This window comes from Acidovorax sp. Leaf78, from assembly GCF_001422735.1.
In the GTDB taxonomy this organism is placed as follows: domain Bacteria; phylum Pseudomonadota; class Gammaproteobacteria; order Burkholderiales; family Burkholderiaceae_C; genus Acidovorax.
Genome location: NZ_LMLZ01000006.1, coordinates 1 through 26,869 on the forward strand (window position 1 = coordinate 1; position 26,869 = coordinate 26,869).

The 26,869-nt window shown below is 67.2% G+C and carries 22 protein-coding genes; 6 read left to right on the plus strand and 16 right to left on the minus strand.

All coding sequences use genetic code 11. From position 1 onward, the window contains the following. Positions 1-346: 346 nt before the first annotated feature. The 6 genes from ASF16_RS05835 to ASF16_RS05860 are packed head-to-tail and all read right to left on the minus strand — an operon-like array spanning position 347 to position 7,403. Positions 347-751, minus strand: a complete 405-nt coding sequence (locus ASF16_RS05835) for a RidA family protein (RefSeq protein ID WP_056164173.1) — start codon at positions 749-751, stop codon at positions 347-349. A gap of 17 nt (positions 752-768) precedes the next feature. After that, positions 769-2,463: an AMP-binding protein gene (locus ASF16_RS05840; protein WP_056164176.1), complete on the minus strand. Its 1,695-nt coding sequence runs from the start codon at positions 2,461-2,463 to the stop codon at positions 769-771. A 6-nt stretch (positions 2,464-2,469) separates the two neighbouring features. Continuing rightward, complete coding sequence (locus ASF16_RS05845; RefSeq protein ID WP_056164178.1) at positions 2,470-3,675, minus strand: acyl-CoA dehydrogenase family protein; 1,206 nt, start codon at positions 3,673-3,675, stop codon at positions 2,470-2,472. Between the two features lie 4 nt (positions 3,676-3,679). Beyond that, the gene (locus ASF16_RS05850) at positions 3,680-4,534 is read right to left on the minus strand and encodes an enoyl-CoA hydratase family protein (RefSeq protein WP_056164182.1); all 855 of its coding nucleotides are present in this window, start codon (positions 4,532-4,534) and stop codon (positions 3,680-3,682) included. Further along, positions 4,531-5,022, minus strand: a complete 492-nt coding sequence (locus ASF16_RS05855; RefSeq protein WP_056164186.1) for a MarR family winged helix-turn-helix transcriptional regulator — start codon at positions 5,020-5,022, stop codon at positions 4,531-4,533. Before ASF16_RS05855 ends, ASF16_RS05850 begins: the two co-directional genes overlap by 4 nt. Positions 5,023-5,024: 2 nt before the next feature. Next, on the minus strand, positions 5,025-7,403 hold the full coding sequence (locus tag ASF16_RS05860) for a bifunctional salicylyl-CoA 5-hydroxylase/oxidoreductase (RefSeq protein WP_056164189.1): 2,379 nt from the start codon (positions 7,401-7,403) through the stop codon (positions 5,025-5,027). Between the two features lie 122 nt (positions 7,404-7,525). Between ASF16_RS05860 and ASF16_RS05865 the strand changes: the two genes are divergently transcribed. Beyond that, a complete protein-coding gene (locus tag ASF16_RS05865; RefSeq protein ID WP_056164192.1) occupies positions 7,526-8,794 on the plus strand; it encodes a class I SAM-dependent methyltransferase in 1,269 nt (422 codons plus the stop codon). 36 nt (positions 8,795-8,830) lie between these two features. After that, on the plus strand, positions 8,831-9,154 hold the full coding sequence (locus ASF16_RS05870; protein ID WP_056164194.1) for a DUF1840 domain-containing protein: 324 nt from the start codon (positions 8,831-8,833) through the stop codon (positions 9,152-9,154). Between the two features lie 166 nt (positions 9,155-9,320). Here the strand turns inward: ASF16_RS05870 and ASF16_RS05875 are convergent, their stop codons facing one another. Then, the gene (locus tag ASF16_RS05875) at positions 9,321-10,448 is read right to left on the minus strand and encodes a tripartite tricarboxylate transporter substrate binding protein (protein ID WP_235507274.1); all 1,128 of its coding nucleotides are present in this window, start codon (positions 10,446-10,448) and stop codon (positions 9,321-9,323) included. Between the two features lie 254 nt (positions 10,449-10,702). Here ASF16_RS05875 and ASF16_RS05880 point away from each other — a divergent pair, with 254 nt between their 5' ends. Continuing rightward, positions 10,703-11,260 carry a M23 family metallopeptidase gene (locus tag ASF16_RS05880; protein ID WP_056164197.1) on the plus strand — a complete coding sequence of 186 codons (558 nt, stop codon included), beginning with the start codon at positions 10,703-10,705 and terminating at the stop codon, positions 11,258-11,260. Further along, positions 11,260-11,844 (plus strand): hypothetical protein, encoded by a 585-nt coding sequence (locus tag ASF16_RS05885; protein ID WP_056164199.1) that lies wholly within the window; start codon positions 11,260-11,262, stop codon positions 11,842-11,844. The genes ASF16_RS05880 and ASF16_RS05885 overlap by 1 nt, the downstream gene beginning before the upstream one ends. A 172-nt stretch (positions 11,845-12,016) precedes the next feature. Here the strand turns inward: ASF16_RS05885 and ASF16_RS05890 are convergent, their stop codons facing one another. From ASF16_RS05890 to ASF16_RS05925, 8 genes are all read right to left on the minus strand, one after another. After that, complete coding sequence (locus ASF16_RS05890; RefSeq protein WP_056164202.1) at positions 12,017-13,006, minus strand: tripartite tricarboxylate transporter substrate-binding protein; 990 nt, start codon at positions 13,004-13,006, stop codon at positions 12,017-12,019. Between the two features lie 327 nt (positions 13,007-13,333). Beyond that, positions 13,334-14,581: a phenylacetate--CoA ligase family protein gene (locus tag ASF16_RS05895; protein WP_056164204.1), complete on the minus strand. Its 1,248-nt coding sequence runs from the start codon at positions 14,579-14,581 to the stop codon at positions 13,334-13,336. Between the two features lie 219 nt (positions 14,582-14,800). After that, on the minus strand, positions 14,801-15,613 hold the full coding sequence (locus ASF16_RS05900) for an ABC transporter ATP-binding protein (RefSeq protein ID WP_055400025.1): 813 nt from the start codon (positions 15,611-15,613) through the stop codon (positions 14,801-14,803). A 236-nt stretch (positions 15,614-15,849) separates the two neighbouring features. Further along, entirely contained in the window at positions 15,850-17,178 is a 1,329-nt protein-coding gene (locus ASF16_RS05905) for an ABC transporter substrate-binding protein (RefSeq protein WP_056164207.1), read from the minus strand. 187 nt (positions 17,179-17,365) lie between these two features. Continuing rightward, positions 17,366-18,442 carry a branched-chain amino acid ABC transporter permease gene (locus ASF16_RS05910; RefSeq protein WP_056164211.1) on the minus strand — a complete coding sequence of 359 codons (1,077 nt, stop codon included), beginning with the start codon at positions 18,440-18,442 and terminating at the stop codon, positions 17,366-17,368. A gap of 151 nt (positions 18,443-18,593) precedes the next feature. Beyond that, on the minus strand, positions 18,594-19,523 hold the full coding sequence (locus tag ASF16_RS05915; protein WP_056164213.1) for a branched-chain amino acid ABC transporter permease: 930 nt from the start codon (positions 19,521-19,523) through the stop codon (positions 18,594-18,596). Positions 19,524-19,541: 18 nt separating this feature from the next. Beyond that, positions 19,542-20,327: an ABC transporter ATP-binding protein gene (locus ASF16_RS05920; protein WP_056164565.1), complete on the minus strand. Its 786-nt coding sequence runs from the start codon at positions 20,325-20,327 to the stop codon at positions 19,542-19,544. A gap of 35 nt (positions 20,328-20,362) precedes the next feature. Further along, positions 20,363-22,309 carry a long-chain fatty acid--CoA ligase gene (locus ASF16_RS05925; RefSeq protein ID WP_056164216.1) on the minus strand — a complete coding sequence of 649 codons (1,947 nt, stop codon included), beginning with the start codon at positions 22,307-22,309 and terminating at the stop codon, positions 20,363-20,365. Positions 22,310-22,613: 304 nt separating this feature from the next. Between ASF16_RS05925 and ASF16_RS05930 the strand changes: the two genes are divergently transcribed. Further along, entirely contained in the window at positions 22,614-24,386 is a 1,773-nt protein-coding gene (locus tag ASF16_RS05930; RefSeq protein ID WP_056164219.1) for an ExeA family protein, read from the plus strand. Position 24,387: 1 nt separating this feature from the next. After that, the gene (locus ASF16_RS05935) at positions 24,388-25,221 is read left to right on the plus strand and encodes a general secretion pathway protein GspB (protein ID WP_056164221.1); all 834 of its coding nucleotides are present in this window, start codon (positions 24,388-24,390) and stop codon (positions 25,219-25,221) included. Positions 25,222-25,618: 397 nt separating this feature from the next. Here the strand turns inward: ASF16_RS05935 and ASF16_RS05940 are convergent, their stop codons facing one another. Further along, on the minus strand, positions 25,619-26,842 hold the full coding sequence (locus tag ASF16_RS05940) for an ABC transporter substrate-binding protein (protein WP_235507275.1): 1,224 nt from the start codon (positions 26,840-26,842) through the stop codon (positions 25,619-25,621). Positions 26,843-26,869: the final 27 nt, after the last annotated feature.

A 26,869-nucleotide genomic window follows, 5' to 3' on the forward strand; every position in this document is an offset into this window, starting at 1 on the left:
CCCCAGGAGATATCACTGGGGGCCGGCCAGTCTTTGCCATCGTATTGCTCCTGTGGAATCGGCACGATGGGATCATAATTTATTTCTTCTACACCCTCTCGGCGACGCGAAAGAAAGTTACTCGCACGCCGGGCGACTCCCGGCCTCCGCCCTTAACAAAGGCATGCTGCCCATCAGCGAGCCTGCGAGCGCACCCCGGATTCGACAAGCTCAACCCGAACGGCCATGGGTCGATGTGCCCAGGTTTCGACAAGCTCAACCCGAACGGGCGGGAAGTCAATTCGCGGCTCTGTAGCTTCAGCCGACGCGGCTGAGCACTGCGGCGCTCAACCATGGATCACATCCATCAAGCCCCATCCGGCACCACCGCCGTCGCCTCAATCTCCACCTTCGCCCGCTCCTCCATCAACCCCACTACCTGCACACACGCCATCGCCGGAAAATTCTTCCCCAGCACCTCGCGGTACACCGCCCCCAGTTCCTTCAACCGCGCGTTGTACTCCTGGCGGTCCACCACATACCAGGTCAGCCGCACCAGATGCTCCGGCCCCGCGCCACCGGCCTGCAGCACCTCCCGCACGTTCAGCAACGTCTGCCGCGTCTGCGCAATGAAGTCATCGCTCTCGAACTGCTGCTGCGCATTCCACCCGATCTGCCCGCCGGTAAAAACCATGGTGCCGCGCGCCGCCACGCCATTGGCATAGCCCTTGGGTGCCACCCAACCTTGCGGTTGCAAAAGTGTGTTGATCATGTTGTTTCTACTATCTTCTAAGAGGACGACGACGAGGACGACGATAAGGGAGACGGAGCAGGCGAAGGAGCGCCCGCAGCCCCCTGGCGCAGCTTGAACCGCTGCAGCTTGCCCGTCTCCGTGCGCGGCAATACCGTGACGAACTCCACCACGCGCGGGTACTTGAACGGGGCAATCGTGGCCTTCACGTGGTCCTGCAGGGTCTTGACCATCGCCGCATCGCCGGTGTGGCCAGGTTTGAGCACGCAAATGGCCTTGACCACCATCCCGCGCTCGTCGTCGGGCACGCCGATCACGCCGCACTCGGCCACCGCGGGGTGGCGCAGCAGGGCGTCTTCGACCTCGGGGCCGCCCACGTTGTAGCCGGCGGTGATGATCATGTCGTCGTCGCGCGCTTGGTAGAAGAAGTAGCCGTCGGCGTCCTGCGTGAACGCGTCGCCGGGGTAGTTCCAGCCGTCCTTCACATACTTGGCCTGGCGCGGGTCGTCGAGGTACTTGCAGCCCGTGGGGCCGACGACGGCGAGCTTGCCCACGGTGCCCAGTGGCACCTCGTTGCCGTCGTCGTCCACCACCTTGGCGGTGTAGCCGGGCACGACCTTGCCGATGGCGCCGGGGCGCGTGTGGCCGCCCGCCGACGAGACAAAGATGTGGAACATCTCGGTGGCGCCGATGCCGTCCGTCATGTCGATGCCGGTGGCGCCCTTCCACAGCTGGCGCGTAGCGTCGGGCAGGCCTTCGCCCGCGCTCACGCTGATGCGCAGCTGCGGCAGGCCGATCTGTTGGGCGAACGGCGCCATCTGCCGGTAGAAGGTGGGCGCGGTGTAGCAGATGGTGACGCCCGCGTCGCGCATGAGCGTGACCATGGTCTCGGGCGTGTAAGGCTGGTCCGGGAAGTACACGCTGGCTCCGGCCCACATCGGAAACACGAGCAAGCCGCCCAGCCCGAAGGTGAACGCCAGCGGCGGCGATCCGGCCACGATGTCGTCGGGCGTGGCCTTGAGCACATGGCGCGGCCAAGCCTCGCAGGCGGCCAGCACGTCGCGGTGGGTGTGTACCGCCGCTTTGGGCGCGCCCGTGGTGCCGGACGTGAAGGCCATCAGCGCGATGTCGTCGGCCGATGTGGGGCAGGGCGGCGTGGTGCCAGGCTTGGCCTGCGCGCGCTGGACCAGGTCGGCCGCGTCGGGCGCGGTGTGGAACGGCACGATGGCGGCCAGCACGGGTTGCTGCGCCTGCGCCGCCTGCAGTTCGGCCAGCAAGCGGCCGTCGCACAGCGCCAGCGTGGGCTGTGCGCGTTCGATGATGCTGGCCAGCTCGCCCGCGCGCAGCAGCGGCATGGTGGCCACCGCAACCAGGCCGGCGTACACCGTGCCCAGCCAGGCCAGCGCCATCTCCACCGTGTTGCCGCCGCGCAGCAGCACGCGGTTGCCGGGCACAAGGCCGTGGTCCTGCGTCAGTACCTCGGCGATGCGCGCGGCCTCGGTCCAGGCGTCGCGGTAGGTGTAGGTGCGGTGCGGGCCGCGCAGCAACGGGCGGTCGATGTGGCCGGCGCGCTCGGCCTGCTCGAACAGGGATTGCACCAGGTTGGCCTGCGCGGCGATCTGCTGCTCGGGCAGGTCGTAATGCAGCGTGGGCCAGGCCTCGGGTGGGGGCAGGCGGTCGTGCACGAAATGGTCGAGCTGGGCGGAGGGGGCGGTGCTGCTGGTAGTGCTCATGTCGTGTTACTCCTGCAGGGTGGCCTTGCCGATGATGAGTTGCTGCACTTCAGTGGCACCTTCGTAGATGCGCAGCGAGCGGATGTCGCGGTACAGCGACTCAACCTTGCTGCCCACCTCCACGCCGCGCCCGCCGTGCAGTTGCAGCGCCATGTCGATGACGCGCTGGGCGTTTTCGGTGGCGGTCATCTTCGCCATCGCGGCTTCGGCCGTGACCCGGGCCTGGCCGGTGTCGCGCAGCCAGGCCGCGCGGTAGGTGAGCAGCGCGGCGCTGTCCACCAGCGCGGCCATCTCGCCGATCTTGGCCTGCGTGAGCTGAAAGTCCGCCAGCGTCTGGCCGAACATGCGGCGCTGGCGCGCGTGGTGCACGGCCTCAGCCAGTGCGCGGCGCGCCATGCCCAGCGCGGCGGCGGCCACCGACGCGCGAAAGATGTCGAGCGTGCGCATGGCCAGCTTGAAGCCGCCGTTTTCTTCGCCCAGCAGCGCATCGCCAGGCACCTTGCAATCGGTGAACTGCAGCGTGGCCAGCGGGTGCGGTGCCATCACGTGGATGTGGTGCAAGGCATCGAGCCCCGGCGTGTCCGCATCGACGATGAAGGCGCTGATGCCGCGCGTGCCGCCCGCCGGGTCGGTCTTGGCGAAGACGCAGTAGAAGTCGGCGATGCCGCCGTTGCTGATCCAGGTCTTGGTGCCGGTCAGCGAATAGGAGCCGTTGTGGCCGCTACCGCTGGATGGATGAGAGCAAGTAGCTATCGTTTGCATAGCGCCCACGTCGGAGCCTGCCTCGGGCTCGCTCAGCGCGAACGCCGCGATCAGTTCGCCGCGCGCCACGCCCTGCAGGTAGTGGGCCTGCTGCGCCGGGCTGCCGGCCAGCGTGATGGCGCCGCTGCCCAGGCCCTGCATCGCAAAGGCAAAGTCCGCCAGCGGCGAGTGGTAGGCCAGTGTCTCGCGCAGCAGTACCAGCGCGCGCGAGTCGAGTGCGGGCAGCGCGCCGCCGTGTTCGGCAGGCACGCAGTAGCGCAGCCAGCCGCCCGCGCCCAGGCGCTGCACCCAGTCGCGGCAGGCGGCGCGGTCGTCGGTTTCATCGACCTGCTGCGCGGCGGCCCAGGGCACCAGGCCGTCGGCCAGCGCGCGGTGGGCGTCGTCGAAGAAGGGCAGGGCCAGGTGCGCCGTGGAGGGCGGGCGGGGGGCTGGGGGCGTTGCGACGTGCATCTTCTCAATCCCCTTGGAACACAGGCTTTTGCTTGGCCGCAAACGCCTCGTACGCGCGCCGGAAGTCTTCGGTCTGCATGCAGATGGCCTGCGCCTGCGCCTCGGCCTCGATGGCCTGCTCGATGGTCATGCTCCACTCCTGGCTGAGCATGGTCTTGGTCATGCCGTGGGCAAAGGTGGGGCCGTCGGCCAGCGTGCGCGCCGTGGCCTGCACGTTGGCCAGCAGGTCGGCGCTCTCGTACAGGTCGTTGAAGAAGCCCCAGGCGAGACCCTCGTGCGCCGTCATCGCACGGCCGGTGAACAGCAGCTCGCTGGCGCGGCCCTGGCCGATCATGCGGGGCAGCAGGGCGCAGGCGCCCATGTCGGCACCGGCCAGGCCCACGCGGGTGAAGAGGAAGGCGGTCTTGGTCGCCTGGGTGCCGTAGCGCATGTCGCAGGCCAGCGCCATCATCGCGCCCGCACCGGCGCAGATGCCATCGATGGCGCCCAGCACGGGCTGCGGGCAGGCGCGCATGGCCTTGACGAGGTCGCCCGTCATGCGCGTGAACTCCAGCAGCTCGGGCATGGTCATGGTGGTTAGCGGGCCGATGATCTCGTGCACGTCGCCGCCCGAGCAGAAGTTGCCGCCCGCACCGGTGACGACGATGGCCTTCACGTCGGTGGCAAACCGCAGCGCGTAGAAGAAGTCGCGCAGCTCCGAGTAGCTCTGGAAGGTGAGCGGGTTCTTGCGGTCCGGCCGGTTGAGCGTGACGGTGCCCACGCCGCCGTCGAAGCTCCACGCAAAATGCTCGGCCACGTAGCGGGCCTCAGGGTTGAACTGCTCGCGCATAGGGTTGCTGGCCCCGATGAAGTGTTTCATTCGGCTGTCTCCAAAGAGTTGTCTTGGGTGTGTTCTTTCACCTTGCCCAGCAGGCGGTGCAAGGTGGCGATGTCGCGTTCGCCCAGCGTGGCAAACGCCTCCACGATCCACTGCTCGTGCTGGCGCGCCATGTCGTTGAACTGCTGGCGGCCCTGCGGTGTCAGGCGCACCAGGTAGGCGCGGCGGTCGCCCTCCACGTCCAGGCGCTCCACCAGGCCTTCGGCCACCAGTTGGTCGGTGATGCCGGTGATGTTGCCGCTCGTCACCATCATGCGGCGCGAGAGCTCTTTCATCTTCATGCCTTCGGGCGCGCGCTCCAGCTGCGCCATCAGGTCAAAGCGCGGCAGCGTGGTATCGAACTGCGCTCGCAGGTTGCTGCGCACCTGCTTTTCGATGAGCTGCGTGCAGGTGAGCATGCGCAGCCACAGGCGCAGCGCCTCGGGGTGCTCGCTCGGAGCAGCGCCGTGCAGGCGGGCTTCGAGGTCCATGGCTAGCCTTCTTCCTCGGCCGATGCTCTGTTTTTGGTAGCTGATGGCGCCTGCGCAGCCAGAGCTGTGACCTGTTTTTGCTTGGCGATCTCGCGCAGCATCTGGTCGCGGCCGCTGGCGTACTGCAAGGGCCAGTCGGTGTGCGCGGCGGCCACGGGGCTCAGCTGCGCAGCGGCGTGCAGCGTCCATGCCGGGTCGGCCAGGTGGGGGCGGGCGATGGCGCACAGGTCGGCGCGGCCGGCGGCAACGATGCTGTTGGCGTGGTCGGCCTCGCTGATCGCGCCCACGGCCATGGTGGCAATGCCCACTTCGTTGCGGATGCGGTCTGCAAACGGTGTCTGGTACATGCGGCCGTACACCGGCTTGGCGGCGCGCGTGGTCTGGCCGGACGACACGTCGATCAGGTCGGCGCCTGCGGCCTGGAACAGGCGGGCGATCTGCACCGCGTCGTCGGGCGTGGTGCCGCCCGGCGCCCAGTCGTGGGCCGAGATGCGCACGCTCAATGGCTTGTCGGCCGGCCACACAGCGCGCACGGCGGCGAACACTTCGAGCGGGTAGCGGCAGCGGTTGTCGATGCTGCTGCCGCCGTATTCATCCGTGCGCTGGTTGGTGATGGGGCTGATGAAGCTGGCCAGCAGGTAGCCGTGCGCGCAGTGCAGCTCCAGCCAGTCGAAGCCGCAGGCCAGTGCGCGCCGTGTGCTGTCGGTGAACGCGGCGGTCATCTGGTCCATGTCGGTGCGGGTCATGGCGGCGGGCGACTGGTTCTGCTCGCCGTAGGCCAGGGCGCTGGCGGCCAGCAGGGGCCAGTTGCCATCGGGCAGCGGCTCATCCGTGCCTTCCCAGCCCACGCGCGTGGAGCCTTTGGGGCCGCTGTGGCCCAGCTGCAGGCCGATCTTGGCGGTGCTGCTGCCGTGCACAAAGTTCACGATGCGCGTGAACGCGGCCTGCTGCGCATCGTTCCACAGCCCGGTGCAGGCAGGGGTGATGCGGCCCTCGGGCGTGGGGCTGGTCATCTCCACCATCACCAGCGCCGCGCCGCCCAGCGCGCGCGCGCCCAGGTGCACCAGGTGGAAGTCCTGCGGCACGCCATCGACCGCGCTGTAGGTGGCCATGGGCGAGACGACGATGCGGTTCTTGAGGGTGACGCCCTTGAGTGTGAACGGTGTGAGCATCGGCGGCACAGCAGCCTTGCCGCCCGCCAGCCAAGCCTCATAGCCTTCGAGCCACGCCGCATCACGCAGCCGCAGGTTCTCGTGGCTGATGCGCTGGCTGCGGGTGAGCAGGGAGTACGCGAACTGCTCCACCTCCATACCGGTGTAGCGGTTCACGTTCTCGAACCACTCGGTGGAGTTGCGCGCGGCGTTCTGGATCTTGAGCACCTCGACGCTGCGACGCGCTTCGTAGTGGATGAGGACTTCATCCATGGGCATGCCGTTCGGCAGCCCGGTGGCGAATTCGTTGGCCAGGTCGATCGCGTCTTCGAGCGCGAGCTTGGTGCCGCTGCCGATCGAGAAATGTGCGGTGTGCGCCGCGTCGCCCATCAGCACGATGGGCACCTGCTTGCCGCCGATGGTCTCGCGGTGCACCCAGGTGTTGCAGATCACGCGCGGAAAGCGGATCCAGTTGGCCGAGCCGCGCAGGTGCGTGGCATTGCTGATGAGGGCGTTGCCATCGAGGTACTTGGCAAACAGCTTCTCGCAGAACGCAATCGCCTCGGGCTGCTCCATCTGGTCCAGGCCGTGGGCCTTCCACACCGCTTCGGGGGTCTCGATGATGAAGGTGGAGGTGTCGGCGTCGAACTGGTAGGCGTGCGCCTGAAACCAGCCGTGTTCGGTCTGCTCGAAAGCGAAGGTAAAAGCGTCCAGTTTCTTGTGCGTGCCCAGCCAGACAAAGCGGCACTCGCGCAGGTCGATGTCGGGCTGGTAGGTGGCGGCGTAGCGCGTGCGGATGCGGCTGTTGAGGCCGTCGCTGGCGATCACCAGGTCGGCGCCGTACTGCACGGCCAGGGCCTGGTCGTCGGCCACATCGGTCTCGAACACCAGCTCCACGCCCACGGCCAGGCACCGGTCCTGCAGGATGTTGAGCAGCCGCTTGCGCCCGATGCCGCAAAAGCCGTGGCCCGAAGAACGCACGCTGCGGCCCTTGAAGAACACCTCGATGTCGTCCCAGTGGTTGAACGCGTCGCCGATGAGCGCGGCCGTGGGCGCGTCGGCCGCCTGCAGGTTGGCCAGCGTCTGGTCGGACAGCACCACGCCCCAGCCGAAGGTGTCGAACGGCCGGTTGCGCTCGACCACCGTGACCCGGTGGGCAGGGTCTTGCTGCTTCATGAGCAGTGCGAAATAAAGGCCTGCGGGCCCGCCGCCAATGCAGAGGATGTTCATGGGAAAATAGTTTAGGCTTAAACAACATGCTGTCAATGGGGCCTTCCCGGCGACCCATGGCGCGGGCAAGGTCATGGCGCCAGATGTTGACGCAGTGCAGCAAGCTGCCAAAAATAAATTGCATGAAGCACCTTCTGAACACCCTGGAAGGGCGGCTGGCGGCGCTGCCGGTGCCGATGGCCGTGCAACTGCCCGCCGGGCAGCAACTGGGCGCGCGCGACCCCGCGGTCACGCTGCGCTTTCGCGACCGCCTGGCGCTGGTGGCGCTGGCCACGGGCGAGATCGGCAACGTGGGCGCCGCCATCGTCGAAGGCCGGGTGGCGCTGGAGGGCGGCATGCGCGACCTCATGGCCGCGGCCGCGGGCCTGCTGACGCGCGATCCGGCCCGCGACCAGCACCATGGCTGGTGGCAGCGCGTGCTGGCGCGGGCCCGCTCCATGGCCGTGCACACCCTGGGGCACGATGCACGGCATGTGCAGTTCCACTACGACCTGTCCGACGACTTCTATGCGCTGTGGCTGGACGAGCGGCGCGTGTACTCGTGCGCCTACTACCGGGACGCCGCCCTGGACCTGGCCTCCGCGCAGGAGGCCAAGCTCGACCACATCTGCCGCAAGCTGCGCCTGGCGCCCGGCGAGCGCTTTCTCGATATCGGCGCGGGCTGGGGCGGCCTGCTGCTGTGGGCGGCCGAGCATTACGGCGTGGACGCCACGGGCATCACGCTGTCGCACCACCAGCATGCGCACGTGCAGCGCCTCATCGCAGAGCGCGGCCTGCAGGGCCGGGTGCGCATGGAGCTGCGCGACTACCGCGAGCTGCCGCCCGGCCAGCCCTTCGACAAGATCGCCTCGGTCGGCATGTTCGAGCACGTGGGCCGCGCGCAGATGGGCCGCTACTTCGACACCGTGCACCGCCTGCTGCGCCCGGGCGGCCTGATGCTGAACCACGGCATCACCGCCGGCGCGGTGGACAACGCGCAACTGGGCGCGGGCATGGGGGATTTCATCGAGCAGTACATCTTTCCGGGCGGCGAGCTCATCCATGTGAGCGCGGTGCTGCACGACATGGCGCGCGCGGGCCTGGAGATGGTGGACACCGAAAACCTGCGCCCGCACTACGCGCGCACGCTGTGGGCATGGTCCGACAGGCTGGAGGCCCGCCTGCCTGCGGCGCGCGACGTGCTGGCCGCACACTGGGGCAGCGAGCAGGGCGATAAAGTCCTGCGTGCGTACCGCCTGTACCTTGCAGGCAGTGCGCTGGGGTTCGAGCGCGGCTGGATGGCCCTGCACCAGATGCTGGCCGTCCGGCCCGACGGCGACATGGCCACGGGGGCGATGCCCGGCGCACAATCGGACTATCCGTTCACCCGCGAGTACATCTACCGCAGCTAAGTCTGCTTCATCCAACCAAGAAAACGGTTCACCTCCATGCTCTACAAATTCAAATCCCGCGCTGCAGCCGACCTGATCATGCTCGAGCCGCAGGGCCGCCAGGTCGTGACCATCATGGGCAAGACGCCGGGTGCCAGCGGCATCGTGACGGTTGCCCAGATCCCTGCCGCCATCGCAGCGCTCGAGTCCGCCGTGGCCGCCGAAGAAGCCCTGCCGGCCTCTGCAGACGCGGACGGCGACGACGAAGCCACCACGCAGGAACGCGCCGAGACCGTGCGCCTGCGCCAGCGGGTGGCACCGCTGATCGACATGCTCAAGCGCAGCGCGGCCGAGGGCGCGGATGTGGTCTGGGGTGCGTGATCAGATGTGATCTGATCTGGACTCGCACTGGGGCGGACGGACGCCCTGGCCGCCTTTGAATCACTGCCGGAACATGCCCGCAGCGATCCGGCAGGCATTCAAATTTGAAAGAGGCGCGTAGTTGTGGCGACAGCGCGTGGCGCGATGGCCGCGCCGTCAGCGGCGATCAATCCACCTTCGCTCCCGACGTCTTCACCACCTGCGCCCACTTCTTGTGCTCATTGTCGATGTGCCTGGCAAAGTCGGCGGGCGTGTTGCCCCCAGGGATCGCGCCTTGCGCCACCAGCCGCTCCTTCATCGCCGGCGTGGCCAGCGACTTGGCGACTTCCTGCTGGATGCGGTTCACGATGTCGGCCGGTGTGCCAGCAGGCGCCAGCAGGCCGAACCACGAGCTGGCTTCGTAACCCTTGAGCGTGGGGCCGCCGGCCTGCTCCACCGTCGGCACATCGGGCAGGGCGCTGGAGCGCTGCGAGCTGGTCACCGCCAGCGCCGTGAGCTTGCCCGCCTTGATCTGCGCCATCGACGACGGCAGGTTGTCGAACATCACATCGGCGTTGCCCGCCACCATGTCCAGCAGCGCGGGGCCCGAGCCGCGGTAGGGCAGGTGCAGCATGAAGGTGCCCGTCATGCTCTTGAACAGCTCGCCCGCGAGGTGGATGGACGTGCCATTGCCGCTCGACGCCATGTTCATCTTGCCCGGGCTGGCCTTGGCTACGCGGATGAAGTCCTGCACGTTGGAGATGCCCTGGGCCTTGGCCTTGTCGGCATTCATCACCATCACGTTGGGCACCGCAGCGACCATGGTGATGGGCACGAAGTCCTTGATCGGGTCGTACGGCAGCTTGGCATACAGCGCGCGGTTGATGCCGTGCGTGCCCACCGTGCCCATCAGCAGCGTGTAGCCGTCGGCGGGCGACTTGGCCACGACCTCGGCCCCCACATTGCCGCCCGCGCCCGCACGGTTGTCAACGATGAACTGCTGTCCGAATGCACGGCTCAGTTCGGGCGCCATGGCGCGCGCCAGGATGTCTGTGGTGCCGCCCGGGGCGAACGGCACCACGATGCGCACGGGCTTGGTGGGCCAGCCGCCGCCGGTCGTGGGCGCTGCGGTCTGCGCATGGGCAGCGCCCGGTGCTACCAGCAGCGAGCCCGCCGCGGCGATGGCGAGGGCACCGAGCGCGCTCAGGGTGAAGGCGAGCGCGACGGCCTTGCGGCGGCTGCGCGCCTGGCTGCGGGCCTGGATCTGTGCGCTGGTGCGCGCGGGTTGGTAGGGGGCTGGTTGCGGCTGAGCCATGGGCGGGCTTTCGTAGTACGGATGGTCTTCCAGCTCGACGGCTGTGACTCTCTTTGTACGTGGGCTCGGACGCCCTGCGCAGATGGGATAACCCGTATCAAGTGCATACTTTGCTACATTGTTCTGCGGGGTTGTAGCCCGTTACACGCGAGCAAGTCTGTTACGCCGCAGGGCGGCTGAAAAGAATTTCCGACTCCTATGATTCGCGCCGCCAGCACCCGGTAGAGGTGCTGCGAATCAGGAGGGATTTGTCGATGGGTTTTCTGGCATGGCCTTTGGAGAGCAACCGCATCCGGCGTGATGTGACGAACAACACTTTCGGCACGGTGCGGACCAACGCCGATGGGACGAAGCGTGATCACCAAGGGTGGGACTTGGTGGCGACCAAGCTCACGGCTTGCTACGCAATTGCGGACGGTGTGATCAAAAGTGCGAAGGATGAAGGGCCCAAAGGTCACGGAAAGACCGTGGTGCTGGAGTTTTCATTTCAGGGACGCGCGCTGTTTGCGCTGTACTCGCACTTGAGCCTCTTCAACGTGGCGGCGGGCTGCAAGGTCGAGCAAGGGGAAATCATTGCCTATACCGGCACCTCCGGCAATGCCAGAGGTATGACCGGGGAAGATCAGCACTTGCATTTCGAAATTCGGACGGACCAGTACGCCCGTGGAGGGCTCACCGGCAGAATCAATCCCGAGGAGCTTTACGGACGCGCTCCGAAGGGGATGACCATCGTGGAGTCACATGCGCAAAAGCGGCTGTTGTCAGGCAGCACCGGTTTGAAGATTCACGCCACAGACATGAGGCGCTGGTGATGGGCCAACACATGGTTGTAACCCTGGCCCTGTGCTGCGCCTTGGCGGCATGCCAGCGCACCGAGGAGGTCCCAATCGCTGGAGTCTCCGACGCGCAAGCCTTGCTCGGGAAAACCTACCTGTCCTCCGCGGCCCAGGGGCGTTTGGTGGAGGGCTCTCCCTGCGATTTCATGGGTGCCAGTGTGGAATGGGAGAACGAGCCAGAGAAAATCGGCTGGTCCGACGCGGTGGCAGTGTGTCAGGGCGTGCCTGTTCTTCTGATCGCCAAAACGCGTAAAAGCAATGCCCCGCTCCTCAGTTTTCCCCTCTGGGAAATCGTCGCGGTCCAGGTGCTCCCCCAAGTCAGCAACTACGCCGAAGAAGGCTTGGGGGACGACCCTCTGGAGCTCATTTCCCCCACAGCCGGTCAATGCGATGTGGGCCAGTCTGGATCGCAACCTGTCTATGTGCTGCTTCGCTGGGGTGGGCGCGATACAGTGGCCGGGCCGCCGGGGGTGGAGGCTGTATGGATGATCGATGCGGCCAATGACCGGTTCGTGGCGCTGGACCCGCGCGATGTCCGCTGTGAACAGATGACTGAATGATCGCCCCCCTGCTCGTCTGCCTCATTCCTCTAGCGGGCGCGGCCAGCGGGGTCACGCAACCGCCCAATCATCACGACTGCCGCCAACAAAAAGCCGCCCTGCTTTTCGCCAGGGCGGCTGCTTTGCGGGCTCAGCGCAACCAGTTGCGCTAGACCGTCTGTGCGGTGATCAATCAGTCCGCGTAAGAACCCGCCGCCTTGATAGCCGCACCGAACTTCTCGGTTTCTGCCAGCACGAACTTCTTGTGTTCAGCCGGCTCGACGCGCTTGTCGGTCGCGACCACGGCGCCCAGGCCTTCCTGCTTCTTGATGAACTCGGGGTCCTTCAGGGCGACCTTGAGGGCGTCGTTGATCTTGGTCAGTATCGGTGCGGGCGTGCCCTTGGGGGCGTACAGGCCGTGCCAGATGGTCACGTTGAAGTCCTTCACACCCGACTCGGCCAGCGTGGGCAGGTCTTTCAGGGCGGGGGTGGTCAGGCGCTTGCTGGTGGTCACGGCATAGGCCTTGACCTTCTTGCTTTCGATCTGCGACGTGGTGTTGGTGGTCTGGTCGCACAGCAGGTCGATCTGGCCGCCGATCAGGTCGGTGATGGCAGGTGCCGTGCCCTTGTACGGTACGGCGGTCATGTCGACCTGCACGGCGCTCTGGAAGATCAGACCGCACAGGTGCGATGCCGAGCCCTGGCCTGCGTTGCCCAGGTTGATCTTGCCCTTGTTCTGCTGCAGCCAGCCAGCCAGTTCCTTGTAGTTGTTGGCGGGCATCGAGGGGCGGGCGATGAGCGTCATGGGCACGTCGTTGATCACGCCCAGGTATTCGAAGTCGTTGGCCACGTTGAAGGCCAGCTTGCGGTACATGGTGGGCATGGTGGCCATGCTCACGTGGTTGAGCAGCAGGGTGTAGCCGTCCGGTGCGGCGCGGGCCACCTTGGCGGAGCCGATGGTGCTGCCGGCGCCGGCCGAGTTGTCCACCACCACGCTGATGCCGCCCAGGGGCTTGCGGATGGCTTCGGCCAGGTCGCGCGCCACGCGGTCGGTGGGGCCGCCAGCGGCGTAGGGGACCACGATGGTGATCGTCTTGTCCTTGGACGGGAACTCCTGGGCGCTGGCGCCAAAGGCGGTGGCTGCAGCGGCAGCGATCAGTGCGAGTTTCAGCATTTTTTTCATGGTCTCTCCTGTAAATGACGGGCCATGATAGCGAGGGGGGTCTGGCGAGGTATTGCGGATATTACGTAGCACACCCCCTGCAGGGTCTTCAAGCCAAAAAGGCCTGCAGCGCTTGCCAATCAAGCGCCAAGCGCTATTGAATAGTGAGCATGCGTTAGGGTAAATACTGCAGTTCCCGGGGGGGCAGGATGGGAATGGCGGGCGGTGGCGGCCGCCTGAATGGGCGGTTTCTTGCGCTGGCGCAAACCTGCGGTGCCGTGCGGTGGACGCCTGGCACCAGGTTTGGCCGCAGCCGGCGCCCGGGCGCGCCGCGGCCAAGGTGACGGCCTACTTGTAGCTTCTGGCGTCCTCGATCACCTTGCCGTCGTTGGGCAGGGTGCCGGGGGCCACCATCTGCACGTCGCCGCGCAGCTTGGTCACTTCGCGGATGGCGTCGCCCAGTTGGCGCGCCAGGCCTTCGGCGGTCTCGGTGGTCTCGACCTGCAGCACCATCTGGTCGTTGGCCATCTCGCCGCTGACCACCAGGCGTGCGCGCAGCACCTGCGGAAACCGCCGTGCGATGGTCGCGATCTGGCCCGGGTGCACGAACATGCCGCGCACCTTGGTCGTCTGGTCCGCGCGGCCCATCCAGCCCTTGATGCGGGTGTTGGTGCGGCCGGTGGGGCAGGTGCCCGGCAGCACGGCCGAGAGGTCGCCGGTGCCGAAGCGGATCAGCGGGTAGTCGGGGTTGAGCGTGGTCACCACCAGTTCGCCCACCTCGCCCTCGGGCACCGGGTCGCCGGTGCCGGGGCGCACGATCTCGACGATGGCGCCTTCGTCCAGCACCAGGCCTTCGCGCGCCGAGGTCTCGTACGCGATCAGGCCCAGGTCGGCCGTGGCGTAGCACTGGTAGCCCGCGATGCCGCGCTCGGCAAACCAGTCGCGCAGCGACGGCGGGAACGCCTCGCCGGACACCAGCGCCTTGGTCACCGTGGGCAGCGGCACGCCCAGCTCGGCGGCTTTTTCCACGATGATTTTCAGAAAGCTCGGCGTGCCGATGTAGCCCGCGGGCCGCAACTCGGCCATGGCCTGCACCTGCTGCTCGGTCTGGCCCGTGCCGCCCGCAAACACGGTGCAGCCCAGCGCATGGGCACCGGTCTCCATCATCGAACCCGCGGGCACGAAGTGGTAGCTGAAGCTGTTGTGGATCAGCTCGCCCCGCCGGAACCCCGCCGCGTAGATCGCCCGCGCCATGCGCCAGTAGTCGGGCCGCGTGCCCTCGGGCTCGTAGATGGTGCCCGGGCTCGCGAACACCCGCGGCATGCCCGCCCCAAAGCCCAGCGCCGAAAACCCGCCGAACACATTGCTCGCGCGCTGCGCCTGCTGGCGCTCCAGCAGCTCGTACTTGCGCGTGACCGGCAGTCGCGCCAGCGCTGCACGGCTGGTCACACCCGCCGCATCCACGCCGGCCAGGATGTCCGCGAATGCCGCACTGTTCTGCTGCGCATGCCCCACCTGCCGCGGCAACGCCGCCAGCAGCGCCGCCTCGCGCTCGGCCGTGCTCCGGGTTTCCTGGGCGTCAAAAAACGTCGTCATGCCGGGATTCCTCTGCAGTGTTTTGAATGAAATAAGCCGCTACCGCACACCCATCAAGCGCCAGCAGCTATGAAATCAGGAGTAAACAAAAAAACGTTGATTGCGTCACACCGCCAAACCCCCCGCTGCCCCCACCCAGCGCACCCGTGGATCTGGCTCCGCCAGTCCACCGGGTGCGTCCCCCTGAGGGGGAAGGCGCGCAGCGCCTCAGGGGGCATGTCAAGCCAACCAGCGCTTGCGCCGCTTGTAGCTCTTGACATCCTTGAAGCTCTTGCGCTCCCCGCCGCCCACGCCCAGGTAGAACTCCTTGACGTCCTCGTTGTTGGCCAGGTCGCTCGCGGCGCCGTCCATCACCACGCGGCCGCTTTCCATGATGTAGCCGTAGTCCGAATATTTGAGGGCCATGTTGGTGTTCTGCTCGGCCAGCAGGAAGGTGACCTTCTCCTTGGTGTTCAGGTCCTTCACGATGTTGAACACCTCCTCCACGATCTGAGGCGCCAGGCCCATGGAGGGCTCGTCGAGCAGCACCATGCTGGGGTTGGCCATCAACGCGCGGCCGATGGCGCACATCTGCTGCTCGCCGCCCGACGTGTACGCCGCCTGCGAGGTGCGCCGCGTCTTCAGGCGCGGAAAGTAGTTGTAGACCTTCTCCAGGTTGGCCGCGATCTCGGCCTTGCTGGTGCGGGTGTAGCTGCCCGTCATCAGGTTCTCTTCGATGGTCAGGTGGGCAAAGCAGTGCCGCCCCTCCATCACCTGCACCACGCCGCGCTGCACCAGGTCGGCGGGCGACAAATTCTCGATGCGCTCGCCGCGCAGCTCGATGCTGCCCTTGGTGACCTCGCCGCGCTCCCCCTGCAGCAGGTTGGAGATCGCGCGCAGCGTGGTGGTCTTGCCCGCCCCATTGCCCCCCAGGATGGCCACGATGGAGCCCTGCGGCACCTGCAAGGAGACGCCCTTGAGCACCAGGATCACATGGTTGTAGATGACCTCGATGCCGTTGACGTTGAGAACGATATTGCTGTTGGAGTCCATGGTCTTCTCTTCCTTCGCTGTGCCAATCCAAAGAGCTGCGGTAGTTCGCAACGCTTTGGGTTGGCGGCTGCCCCAAAAGCAGCCGCTACGTCATCGGCCCTTGAAACAGTCGCTGCGCCATCGCCAGTGACACCGTGGAACTGGCTTTGCCAGGCCACCGGTGTCGTCCCCCTTCCCGAATCGCGCAGCGATTCGAGAGAAGGGGGAAGGCGCGTCAGCGCCTCAGGGGGATGTACTCAAGACTGGCAGTCCGCAGCATCCCGACGCGTCATCTTCTTGTCCGCCAAGTACTTCTCCGCACCGGCCTTCACCATGGGCTTCAGGATCTGCTCATCGGCCTGGTACCAGTCGGACGAGAAGTCCCACTTCTTGCCGTCCCAGGTGTGCACGCGTGCCCAGGTCGATCCCATGTGGTCGGCGCAGCTGGTGGACAGGGGGCGCATCACGCCGCCAAAGCCCATGGCGTCGAGCTTCTTCTGGTCCAGCGCCAGGTTCTCCATGCCCCAGCGCACCTGCTCGCCGGTCATGACCTTGCCCTTGCCGAAGCGCTCCTGCGCGCGGCGCACCGACTCGACCGCCAGCATCTGGATGATCACGCCGCGCGTGTACAGCACCGAGCCCACTTCGTCCTTGGGGCCCGTGCCCTGGCCCTTGTCGTGCACGTGCTTCATGATGTCCTGGATGACCTTGCTCTGCGTGCCGTAGCCGTTCAGCGCCAGGGCGTGATAGCCCTTGGCGCCTTCGCCCACATCGCGCACGTCCGGCTCGGCGCCGGCCCACCACACGCCATACAGCTTGTCGCGCGGGAAGCCGGTGGCCTGCGCTTCCTTCAGGGCGGTGGAGTTCATCACGCCCCAGCCCCACAGCAGCACGTAGTCGGGGCGGCTCTGGCGCACCTGCAGCCAGGTGGCTTTCTGCTCCACGCCCGGTGCGGTCACGGGCAACATCTGCAGCTCGAAGCCGTGCATCTTGGCGCGCTCCTGCAGCAGCGGGATGGGCTCCTTGCCGAAGGGGCTGTCGTGGTAGACCAGCGCGATCTTCTTGCCCTTGAGCTTGTCCAGCCCGCCGGCAGACTTGCCGATGTGCTGGATCAGGATGTCGGCGCCGGTCCAGTAGCTGCCCATGAAGGGGAAGTTCCACTTGAACGCCTGGCCGTCCTGCGCCACCGACAGGCCGTAGCCCAGCGTCATCAGCGGGATCTTGTCCACGGGCGCTTTTTCGGTCAGCGCAAAGGTGATGCCGGTGGCCTGCGGGTCGAACAGCGCCACGCCGGGCTTGCCCTTCAGCCGCTCATAGCATTCCACGCCGCGGTCGGTGGCGTAGCCCGTTTCACATTCTTCAAAGGTGAGCTTCACGCCGTTGATCCCGCCGTCGCGGGCGTTGATCATCTTGATGTAGTCCTGCTTGCCGTTGGCCCATGGCACGCCGTTGGGAGCGTAGGGGCCCGTGCGGTAAGACAGCAGCGGGAAGAACTGCTCCTTGGCTTGCGCGAAGGCACTCGTCGCGACGGACGAGGCGCCAGCGGCAACCACCGCAGCGGCGATCACGAGTTTCGAAAGCTTCATGGATGTCTCCTTTGAATGAATGTGTTGAAGCACGGGGAAGAAACTGACGGATTCAAGGGCTGCGAGCTTTGCACTGGCATGCACGAGGCCAGCGCCACCGTGGAACTGGCTCTGCCAGGCCACCGGTGGCGTCCCCCTCCCGAAGGAAAGGGGGAAGGCGCGAAGCGACTCAGGGGGTGCATATCAGTCAATGCGGGAAGGGCCACAGCCGGAGTTTTTGCTTGGCGGTAGACCACAGCTTGGCCAGGCCGTGGGGCTCGACGATCAGGAACCAGACGATGAGCGCGCCGAAGATCATCAGCTCGGCATGCGACACGCCCGCCGTGGAGATCGTGATGCCGAAGAGGCCCAGCAAGGCCGGCAGGAACTGGTTGAGCACGATGGGCAGCACCACGATGAAAGCCGCACCGAAGAAGCCGCCCATGATGGAGCCCAGGCCGCCGATGATCACCATGAACAGCAGGCGGAACGACACCTCCACCGAGAAGGCCGCCGGCTCCCAGGCGCCCAGGTGCACGAAGGCCCACAGCGCACCGGCCATGCCGATGATGAAGGAGCTCACGGCAAACGCGCTGAGCTTGGCGTACATCGGGCGGATGCCGATCACCGCGGCGGCCACGTCCATGTCGCGGATCGCCATCCACTCGCGACCGATGGCGCCGCGCACCAGGTTCTTGGCCAGCAGCGCCACCACCACCAGCACCGCCAGGCAGAAGATGTACTTGCTGGTCGCGCTCTCGATGGGCAGGCCGAAGACCTGCAGGCTGTTCACCGACACCGAGCCCGAATCGGAGTTGTTGGTGAACCACTTGATGCGCAGGAACATCCAGTCCGAGAAGAACTGTGCGGCCAGCGTGGCCACCGCCAGGTACAGGCCCTTGACGCGCAGGCTGGGCAGCCCGAACAGGATGCCGAAGAACGTGGCGCACAGGCCGCCCAGGATCAGCGCGGGCACCAGCGGCATGCCGGGGATGCGCACGAAGAAGTTGTATGCGCCGTAGGCCCCCACGGCCATGAAGGCGCCCGAGCCCAGCGAGATCTGCCCGCAGTAGCCCACCAGGATGTTCACCCCCAGGGCCGCCAGCGCCATGATGACGAAGGGGATCAGGATGGCGCGGAAGATGTAGTCGCTGGCCAGCATGGGCACGGCGATGAAGGCCACGGCCAGGATGAGGCCGATGGCGATGCGGTCCTGCGCGATCGGGAAGATCTGCTGGTCGGCGCGGTAGCTGGTCTTGAACTGGCCGTTTTCGCGGTAGAGCATGGTGTGTCTCCTGTTGGTCTTGTTATGTTTCAGACGCGATCGATGATCTTTTGCACGGGGGCGCACCTGCGGTGCCACGCGGCGCCTGCGGCCCCGCTGACAACGCGCGGTGCGCGTTGTGCCTCCTTCGAAAAATTATTGGTCGCGTACTTCATACGCGATCAATAATTTTTTCGCCGAACAAGCCCTGCGGTCTGAACAGCAGGAACACCAGCGCCAGCACATACGCAAACCAGATCTCGATGCCCCCGCCCACGAACGGGCCCAGGTACACCTCGGACAGCTTCTCGCCCACACCGATGATCAGCCCGCCGATGATGGCGCCGGGCACCGAGGTGAGGCCGCCCAGGATCACCACCGGCAGCGCACGCAGCGCCACCGTGGTCAGCGAGAACTGCACGCCGAGCTTGCTGCCCCAGATCATCCCGGCGACCAGCGCCACGACCCCGGCCACGCACCACACGATGACCCAGATGCGGTTCAAGGGAATGCCGATGGACTGGGCGGCCTGGTGGTCGTCGGCCACGGCGCGCAGGGCGCGGCCGGTGGAGGTCTTCTGGAAGAAGACGCTGAGCAGCACCACCAGCGCGGCCGCGATGCCGGCGGCGATCACGTCTTCCTTGTTGACGAGGATGCCGCCCTGGAACAGGGACTCGAGCATGAAGATCGGCTCCTTGGGCATGCCGATGTCGATCTTGTAGATGTCGCTGCCGAACATCGTCTGGCCCAGGCCTTCGAGGAAGTAGGTGATCCCGAGCGTGGCCATGAGCAGCGTGGCGCCTTCCTGGTTCACCAGGTGGCGCAGCACCAGCTTCTCGATCAGCCAGGCCACCACGAACATGATGGCGCCCGCGATGATGAAGGCGGCCACCGTGGCGACGATGGGGCTGGTGATGCCCGTCCACTTGGGGATCCATTCGGCAAAGCGCGCCATGGCCAGGGCCGCGAACAGCACCATCGCGCCCTGCGCGAAGTTGAAGACGCCCGAGGCCTTGTAGATCAGCACGAAGCCCAGCGCCACCAGCGAATACAGCATGCCGGCCATGAGGCCGCCGATCAGTGTTTCGAGAAAGAATGCCATTGTTTTTTCTCCCGCCCTTCAGTGGCTGGTGCCCAGGTAGGCGCTGATCACGTCTTCGTTGTTGCGCACCTCGTCGGGGGTGCCGTCGCCGATCTTCTTGCCGTAGTCGAGCACCACCACGCGGTCACTGATATCCATCACCACGCCCATGTCGTGCTCGATGAGCACGATGGTGGTGCCGAACTCGTCGTTCACGTCCAGGATGAAGCGGCACATGTCCTGCTTTTCTTCCACGTTCATGCCGGCCATGGGCTCGTCGAGCAGCAGCACCTGCGGCTCCATCGCGAGAGCCCGGCCCAGGTCCACGCGCTTTTGCAGGCCGTAGGGCAGCTGGCCCACGGGGGTCTTGCGGTACGCCTGGATCTCCAGGAAGTCGATGATGTGCTCGACCTTCTCGCGGTGCGCGATCTCCTCGCGCTCGGCAGGGCCCCAGCGCAGTGCCTGCAGGAGCAGGTTGCTTTTGATCTTGAGGTTGCGGCCGGTCATGATGTTGTCGATCACGCTCATGCCCCTGAACAGCGCCAGGTTCTGGAAGGTGCGGGCCACGCCCATCTCGGCCACCTGGCGCGAGTTCATGTGCGAAAACGTCTTGCCGCGGAAGGTGATGGAGCCGTCCTGCGGCGTGTACACGCCGTTGATGCAGTTGAGCATGGAGCTCTTGCCCGCGCCGTTGGGCCCGATGATGGCGCGGATCTCGTGCTCCTTGACGTTGAACGAGATGTCGGTGAGCGCCTTCACGCCGCCGAACCGCAGGCTGATGTTCTTGACGTCCAGGATGACGTCGCCGATCTTCTTGGTGGTCATGGCGTGGGGCTTCTCGGGCGGGTAGAGCGCGGGCTTCATGCGGCGGTCTTCACGGGGGTGAAGGTTTTGGTGTCGGACAGCTTGAGCGTGGCGCTCACGCTGCCGGTGCGGCCGTCCTCGAACTTGACCTGGGTCTCGATGAACTGCTCGGTGCGGCCTGCATACAGGGCCTCGACCAGCACGCCGTACTTGTCGGCGATGAAGCCGCGGCGGACCTTGTTGGTGCGCGTGAGCTCGCCGTCGTCGGCATCGAGCTCCTTGTGCAGCACCAGAAAGCGGCTGACCTGGCTGCCGGCCAGCATCGCGTCGGTGGCCAGGTCTGCGTTGACTTTTTCCACGCACTCGCGGATCAGCTCGTACACCTCGGGCTTTTGCGCCAGGTCGGTGTAGCCGGCGTAGGGCAGGTTGCGGCGCTCGGCCCAGTTGCCCACGGCGTCGAAGTCGATGTTGACCATCACGCACACCTTCTCGCGGCCGTCGCCCAGGGCGACCACTTCCTTGATGTGCGGGAAGAACTTGAGCTTGTTCTCCACGTACTTGGGCGCGAACATGGCGCCGTCGTTGGCGCCGCCCCTGATGCGGCCCACGTCCTTGACGCGGTCGATGATCTTCAAATGCCCGTGTGCGTCGAGGAAGCCCGCATCGCTGGTGTGGTACCAGCCGTCGGCCGTCAGCACCTCGGCCGTGGCCGTGGGGTTCTTGTAGTACTCCTTGAGCAGGCCGGCGGACTTGACGAGGATCTCGCCGTTGTCGGCCACCTTGATCTCCACGCCGCGGATCGGCACGCCCACCGTGTCGGCGCGGGCCTGGTTGTCGGGCTGCAGGCAGACGAACACGGCGGTCTCGGTGGAGCCGTACAACTGCTTCAAGTTGATGCCGATGGAGCGGTAGAAGGTAAACAGGTCCGGCCCAATGGCCTCGCCTGCGGTGTAGGCCACCCGCACGCGGGAAAAGCCCAGGTTGTTGCGCAGCGGGCCGTACACCAGCAGGTTGCCCAGCGCGTACTTGATGCGGTCCAGGGCGCCCACGGGCTCGCCGTCCATCAGGGCCGGGCCCACGCGCTTTGCCACGGCCATGCAGGCCTCGAACATCTTGCGCTTGATGGTGCCGGCGTCTTCCATGCGGATCATCACGCTAGTCAGCAGGCCTTCAAAAATACGCGGCGGCGCGAAGTAATAAGTGGGCCCCACTTCCTTCAGGTCGATGGTCACGGTGCTGGCCGACTCGGGGCAGTTGACCACGTAGCCGCAGGCCAGCCACTGCGAGTAGCTGAAGATGTTCTGTCCGATCCAGGCCGGGGGCAGGTAGGCCAGCACTTCCTCGCTGCTGGTGAGCTTGTCGAACTCTGCACCGGCGGAGGCGCGGTCGAGCAGCGTGCTGTGCGTGTGGACCACGCCCTTGGGGTTGCCCGTGGTGCCCGAGGTGAAGAACATCGCGGCCACGTCGTCGGGGCTGGCCTTGGCCACCTCGGCGCGGAACCACTGGGGGTGCTGGGCCACATAGGCCTGGCCGGTGGCGATCAGCGCGTCAAGCGCATCGAGGCCCTGCTCGGCATAGTTGCGCAGGCCGCGCGGGTCGTCGAAGTAGATGCGCTCGATCAGCGGGCACTGCTCGCGGATTTCCAGCATCTTGTCGACCTGCTCCTGGTCTTCCACCAGGCAAAAGCGCACCTCGGCGTTGTTGAGCGGGAAGATGCACTCCGCACCCACGGCGTCCTGGTACAGCGGCACGGGGATGGCGCCCAGCGACTGCGCGGCCAGCATGGTGGCGTACAGGCGCGGGCGGTTGGCGCCGATCACCACCATGTGCTCGTGGCGCGCAAGGCCCGCCTGGTGCAGGCCGGCGGCGATCTGCTCCACCAGCTGCGCCAGGTCGGCCCAGGTGTGGGTCTGCCAGATGCCGTACTCCTTTTCACGCAGGGCCGGCGCGGTGGGGCGTTCGGCGGCATGCCGGAGCAGTTGTTGCGGGAACGTGGTCTTCATTCCGGTCCTCGGTGTGACAAGGGGCGCCCAGGCTGGCCTGCGGCGGGGTCGATCCGGCGACAGCCGGGATCGCTCGCCGCCAGGAGGCAGCAGGCAGGCAGCGCGTTGGAATGAATGCTAGAACCCACTTTGACGTCATCTTGTCTTGCCGACGACAATTTACGGGAAACTCCTCGGTGGGTGAAACCCTCCCCAGGTGCGAAGCGCCCACCGCGCCGTGTACCGCGGAGTGCTGCCGCAGTTCGAAGGGGCACCACCCGTGTTGCCGGGGGGCGCGTCACGGGCCAGGGGTATCCTCAGGGGTATGTACGCCCCGTTTTTCGGTCTTCAGCATTCGCCGTTTTCCATCGCCCCTGACCCGCGCTATTTGTTCATGAGCGAGCGCCACCGCGAGGCGCTGGCCCACCTGCTGTACGGGCTGGATGCGGGCGGGGGCTTTGTGCTGCTGACCGGCGAGGTCGGCGCGGGCAAGACCACGGTGTGCCGCTGCTTTCTGGAGCAGATACCGCAGCACTGCAACGTGGCCTACATCTTCAACCCCAAGCTCACGGTGCAGGAGCTGCTGCACTCCATTTGCGACGAGTTCGGTGTGCCGCACAAGCCCACCGTGCCTGGCGGCGTGGAGACGGTCAAGGACTACATCGACCCACTGAACGCATCGCTGCTGGCCGCGCACGGCGCCGGGCGCAACACGGTGCTCATCATCGACGAGGCGCAGAACCTGTCGGCCGATGTGCTGGAGCAACTGCGCCTGCTCACCAACCTCGAGACCAGCGAGCGCAAGCTGCTGCAGATCATTCTGATCGGGCAGCCCGAGCTGCGCGCCATGGTGGCGCAACCGGCGATGGAGCAGCTCGCGCAGCGCGTGATCGCGCGCTTTCACCTGGGGGCGCTCACGCCGCAGGAGACGCACCAGTACATCGCCCACCGCCTGGCGGTGGCGGGGCTCAACGGCCCGCTGCCGTTCGACCGGCGCGCCATCCAGCGCGTGCACAAGCTCTCGCACGGCATCCCGCGGCGCATCAACCTGCTGTGCGACCGGGCGCTGCTGGGCGCCTACGCGGCGGGTGCGCGCCAGGTCACCAAGACCATCGTGAACCGGGCCGCGCGCGAGGTGTTCGATGCGCCCGCGTCAGGCCGGGCCTGGCAAGGAGCGCGCGCCCTGCCGCGCTGGGCGTCTGCAGGCATTGGCGCCGTGGCGGGCGCGGCGGCCGTGGCGGCCGCGGGCTGGGCGCTGGGCGTGTGGCCGGTGCCGCCTGCGGGCACGGCGGGCACTGGGGGGGCCGGCGCCGCCGCCGCACCCACGGCGCGCGGCCCCGCATCGACCGCATCGGCATCGCCCACCACGCGGCCTGCGGCAGCGTCTGCATCGGCAGCCACCACGGCCACCGACGCAGCGGCACCATCGCCTGCGCGTTCCGCGTCGGGCACCGGCACGGCGGCCATGCCTGCGTCGGCCCTGGAGCAGTTCGTGCAGGCCCAGCCCGCCAGCGATGCGGGCGCCTGGCAGGCGCTGGCGTCGGCGTGGGGCGTGAGCCTGCCCGCCGGCGCAGACGCCTGCGCCATCCTGCCGCGGGACGGCCTGCGCTGCTACCGCAACCGCCGCGCGGGCCTGAACCTGGTGCGCCAGATCGACCGGCCCGTGCTGCTGGCGCTGTATGCGTCCGAAGACGCGGAGGCGCCGGTCTCGGTGGTGCTGCGCGGCCTCGACAACGACACCGCCACGCTGGAGGGGGCGGGCCGCACGCTCAAGGTGCCTGTGGCCGAACTCGCCCAGGCCTGGCGCGGCGACATCGCCACGCTGTGGCGCATCCCCGAGGGGATGCCCGAGCGGGGCGACATCGCGGAGTCGGCTCCGGGCGCCGCCTGGCTCGACCAGCGGCTGGCCAGCAAGGCCGCGGGCGGCACGGGTGCCGCGCCCGCCAAGCCGATGACGCCCGCGCTGCGCCAGTCGCGCATCCACCGCTTCCAGCTGGCCCAGGGCGTGACGCCCGACGGACGCGCTGGCCCCCTGACCCTCATGCTGCTCAACCGCGCCACCGGCGTGAACGAACCGCGCCTGCGCAACGGAAACTGATATGTCGTACATCCTTGATGCGCTGCGGCGCGCGGACGCCGAACGGGGCCGGGGCGCTGTGCCCGGCCTGCACACGCATGCAGCGCCCACGGCCGGACTGTCGCCTTCGGCAGGGCGCAGCGGCGCCTCCGCCCTGTGGATCGGCGTGGCCTCTGCCGCCGCCGTGGCGGTGCTGGCCGTGGCCGGAACCTGGTGGGTGATGCAGCCGCGGCCAACGGCTCCGGCCGCTGACACCGTGGCGGTCGCCACGCCGCCCATGCCCGCAGCCACCTCCACCACCGCTCCCGCTGCGCAGGCACCGGTGGTGGCCGCAGCGCCGCCCGCAGCGCCAGCGCCCATCGCCCCCCCCACAGCCGCCCCCGCGCCACCGCCCGTGGTGGCAGCAGCACCTGCTTCGCCCGAGCCGCGTGCCGTGGACAAGCGCCCCGCTGCGCCCCCACGCGAGCGGCCCGTCGTCGCAACGCCGCCATCGCAGCCGCCCGCCGCCCGCCTGCCCGCACCCCTGCCGGAGCCCACCCGCGCGCGCGCTGAACCCGCCCCGCGCGAGCCCGCGGCCGCACAGCGCCCGGCGGCCGACCAGCCCGTCGCCGCCCCCTCCGGAGGCCCCGTGTTCGCACAGGCCGACCTGCCCGAGTCGGTGCGCACACAGCTGCCCACGCTCAAGATCAGCGGCGCCACGCACTCCAACAACCCGGCCTACCGCATGGCCATCGTCAACGGCCAGGTCCTGCACGAGGGTGACGTGGCCGCCCCCGGCCTGGTGCTCGAACGCGTCGAGCCCGGCCGCACCGTCTGGACCTTCCGCGGCTACCGCTACGGGGTCGCGTCGCAATAGGGTTTTGATTAAAAAAAGCCGCTACCGCTTGTCTGGCAAGCGCTAGCAGCTATCAAAAATATAGTGAGTAGCAAAGTAGCCCGCCAAGCGACCCCCTCTCCGCCCTGCCGCGGCGCCCCAGCCCCACTACCGCGCACACCGCTACCGTAGTGCCACCGCCGAGGCGTGGTGAGTGAGGACCGGTCCCCGGAGCAGCAGATGCGAGATAAAACCGGCCGCTACCGCGCATCAAGAAAGCGCTAGCAGCTATCAAATAAATAGCGCCGCAAAAAACGCCCACTACAGCCCACCACCCTCAAAGCCCGCACGCCGCCATCGCGAGTGCACCCGTGGAACCGGCTTCGCCGGGCCACCGGGTGCGTCCCCCTTGGGGGAAGACGCGCAGCGGCTCAGGGGGTCATTTAATAAATCTGCCATCCCTCCCCACCAGCGTCAGCTCCACAAACCGCGAGGCATTGCGGTCCGGCGTGCTGGCGCTCACCTCGAAGCCGCCCAGGTCCCACTTCTTCAGGTTCCAGCTCGCGTCGATGAACGCCGCGCGCGTGGGGTTGCGGCCGGCGCGCTGCAGGGCCTCTGCGAACACGCGGGCGTTGATGTAGCCCTCCAGCGCCAGATGCGACGGCTCGGCCGTGGCGCCCGAGGCCTTCCACGCGGCCTGAAAATCGCGCACCACCGGCATCACCACGTTGGATGGCAGGGGCACGACCTGCGAGATCGCCATGCCGGTGGCATCGGCGCCCAGGGCCTTGACGGTGGCGGGCGTGCCCATGACCGACAGCGCGTACAGCGTCACCCCGCGCTTCAAGGCCCGGAAGGCTTTGACGAACTCCAGCGTGGGCTTGCCGGCCAGGCCGATCACGATGGCCTCCAGATTGCCGGCGGCCAGCTTGGCGGCGGCGCTGCCCGCGTCGGAGGCGTTGTTCTCCACGGTCACCGCCATGGCCTCGGGCAGCTTGAGCCGGTCCATCGACTGCTTGGCGGCCGTGAATACCTCTTTGCCGAACGAGTTGTTCTGGTAGACGATGCCGATGCGCTGGATTCCGATGGTGGACAGGTGCTGCACCAGTTTCTCGGCCTCGTCGGCGTAGCTGGCGCGGATGTTGAACACATTGCGCGCGTTTTTGGTGCGGCTGAGCTGCGCGCCCGTGAATGGTGCAAAAAACGGAATCCCGCTGTCCACCACCTTGGGCAGCATGGCGTCGATCATCGGCGTGCCCATGCAGTTGAACAGCGCAAAGACGTCGCGGTCGGCCAGGAATTGTTCGACGTTGGCCAGGGCCTTGGGCACCTCGTAGGCGTCGTCCTGGGTCACCAGGTCGATGGTGCGGCCGTTCACGCCGCCGCGCGCGTTGATGCCTGCAAACGCCGCCTTCGCGCCCTGGTGCATGGCCGAGCCCAGGTCGCCCAGCGGGCCGGTGAGGGCGGTGGACTGGGCGATGCGGATCGTGGCGCCGTCTTGCGCGCGGGCGCGGCCGGGCCAACCCGCCAGCCCCAGCAATGGCAGTGCGGCGGCGCCCGCCAGCAGCTGCCGCCGGCCCAGGCCGCTGCGGCGGGCGGGCGCGGCAGGGCCAGGCCCGGTGCCCGTGGCTGTGCCGCACCCGGTGGATCGTTGGTTTTTCATGTTGTTGTCTCCTCGGTGGACCCGGGC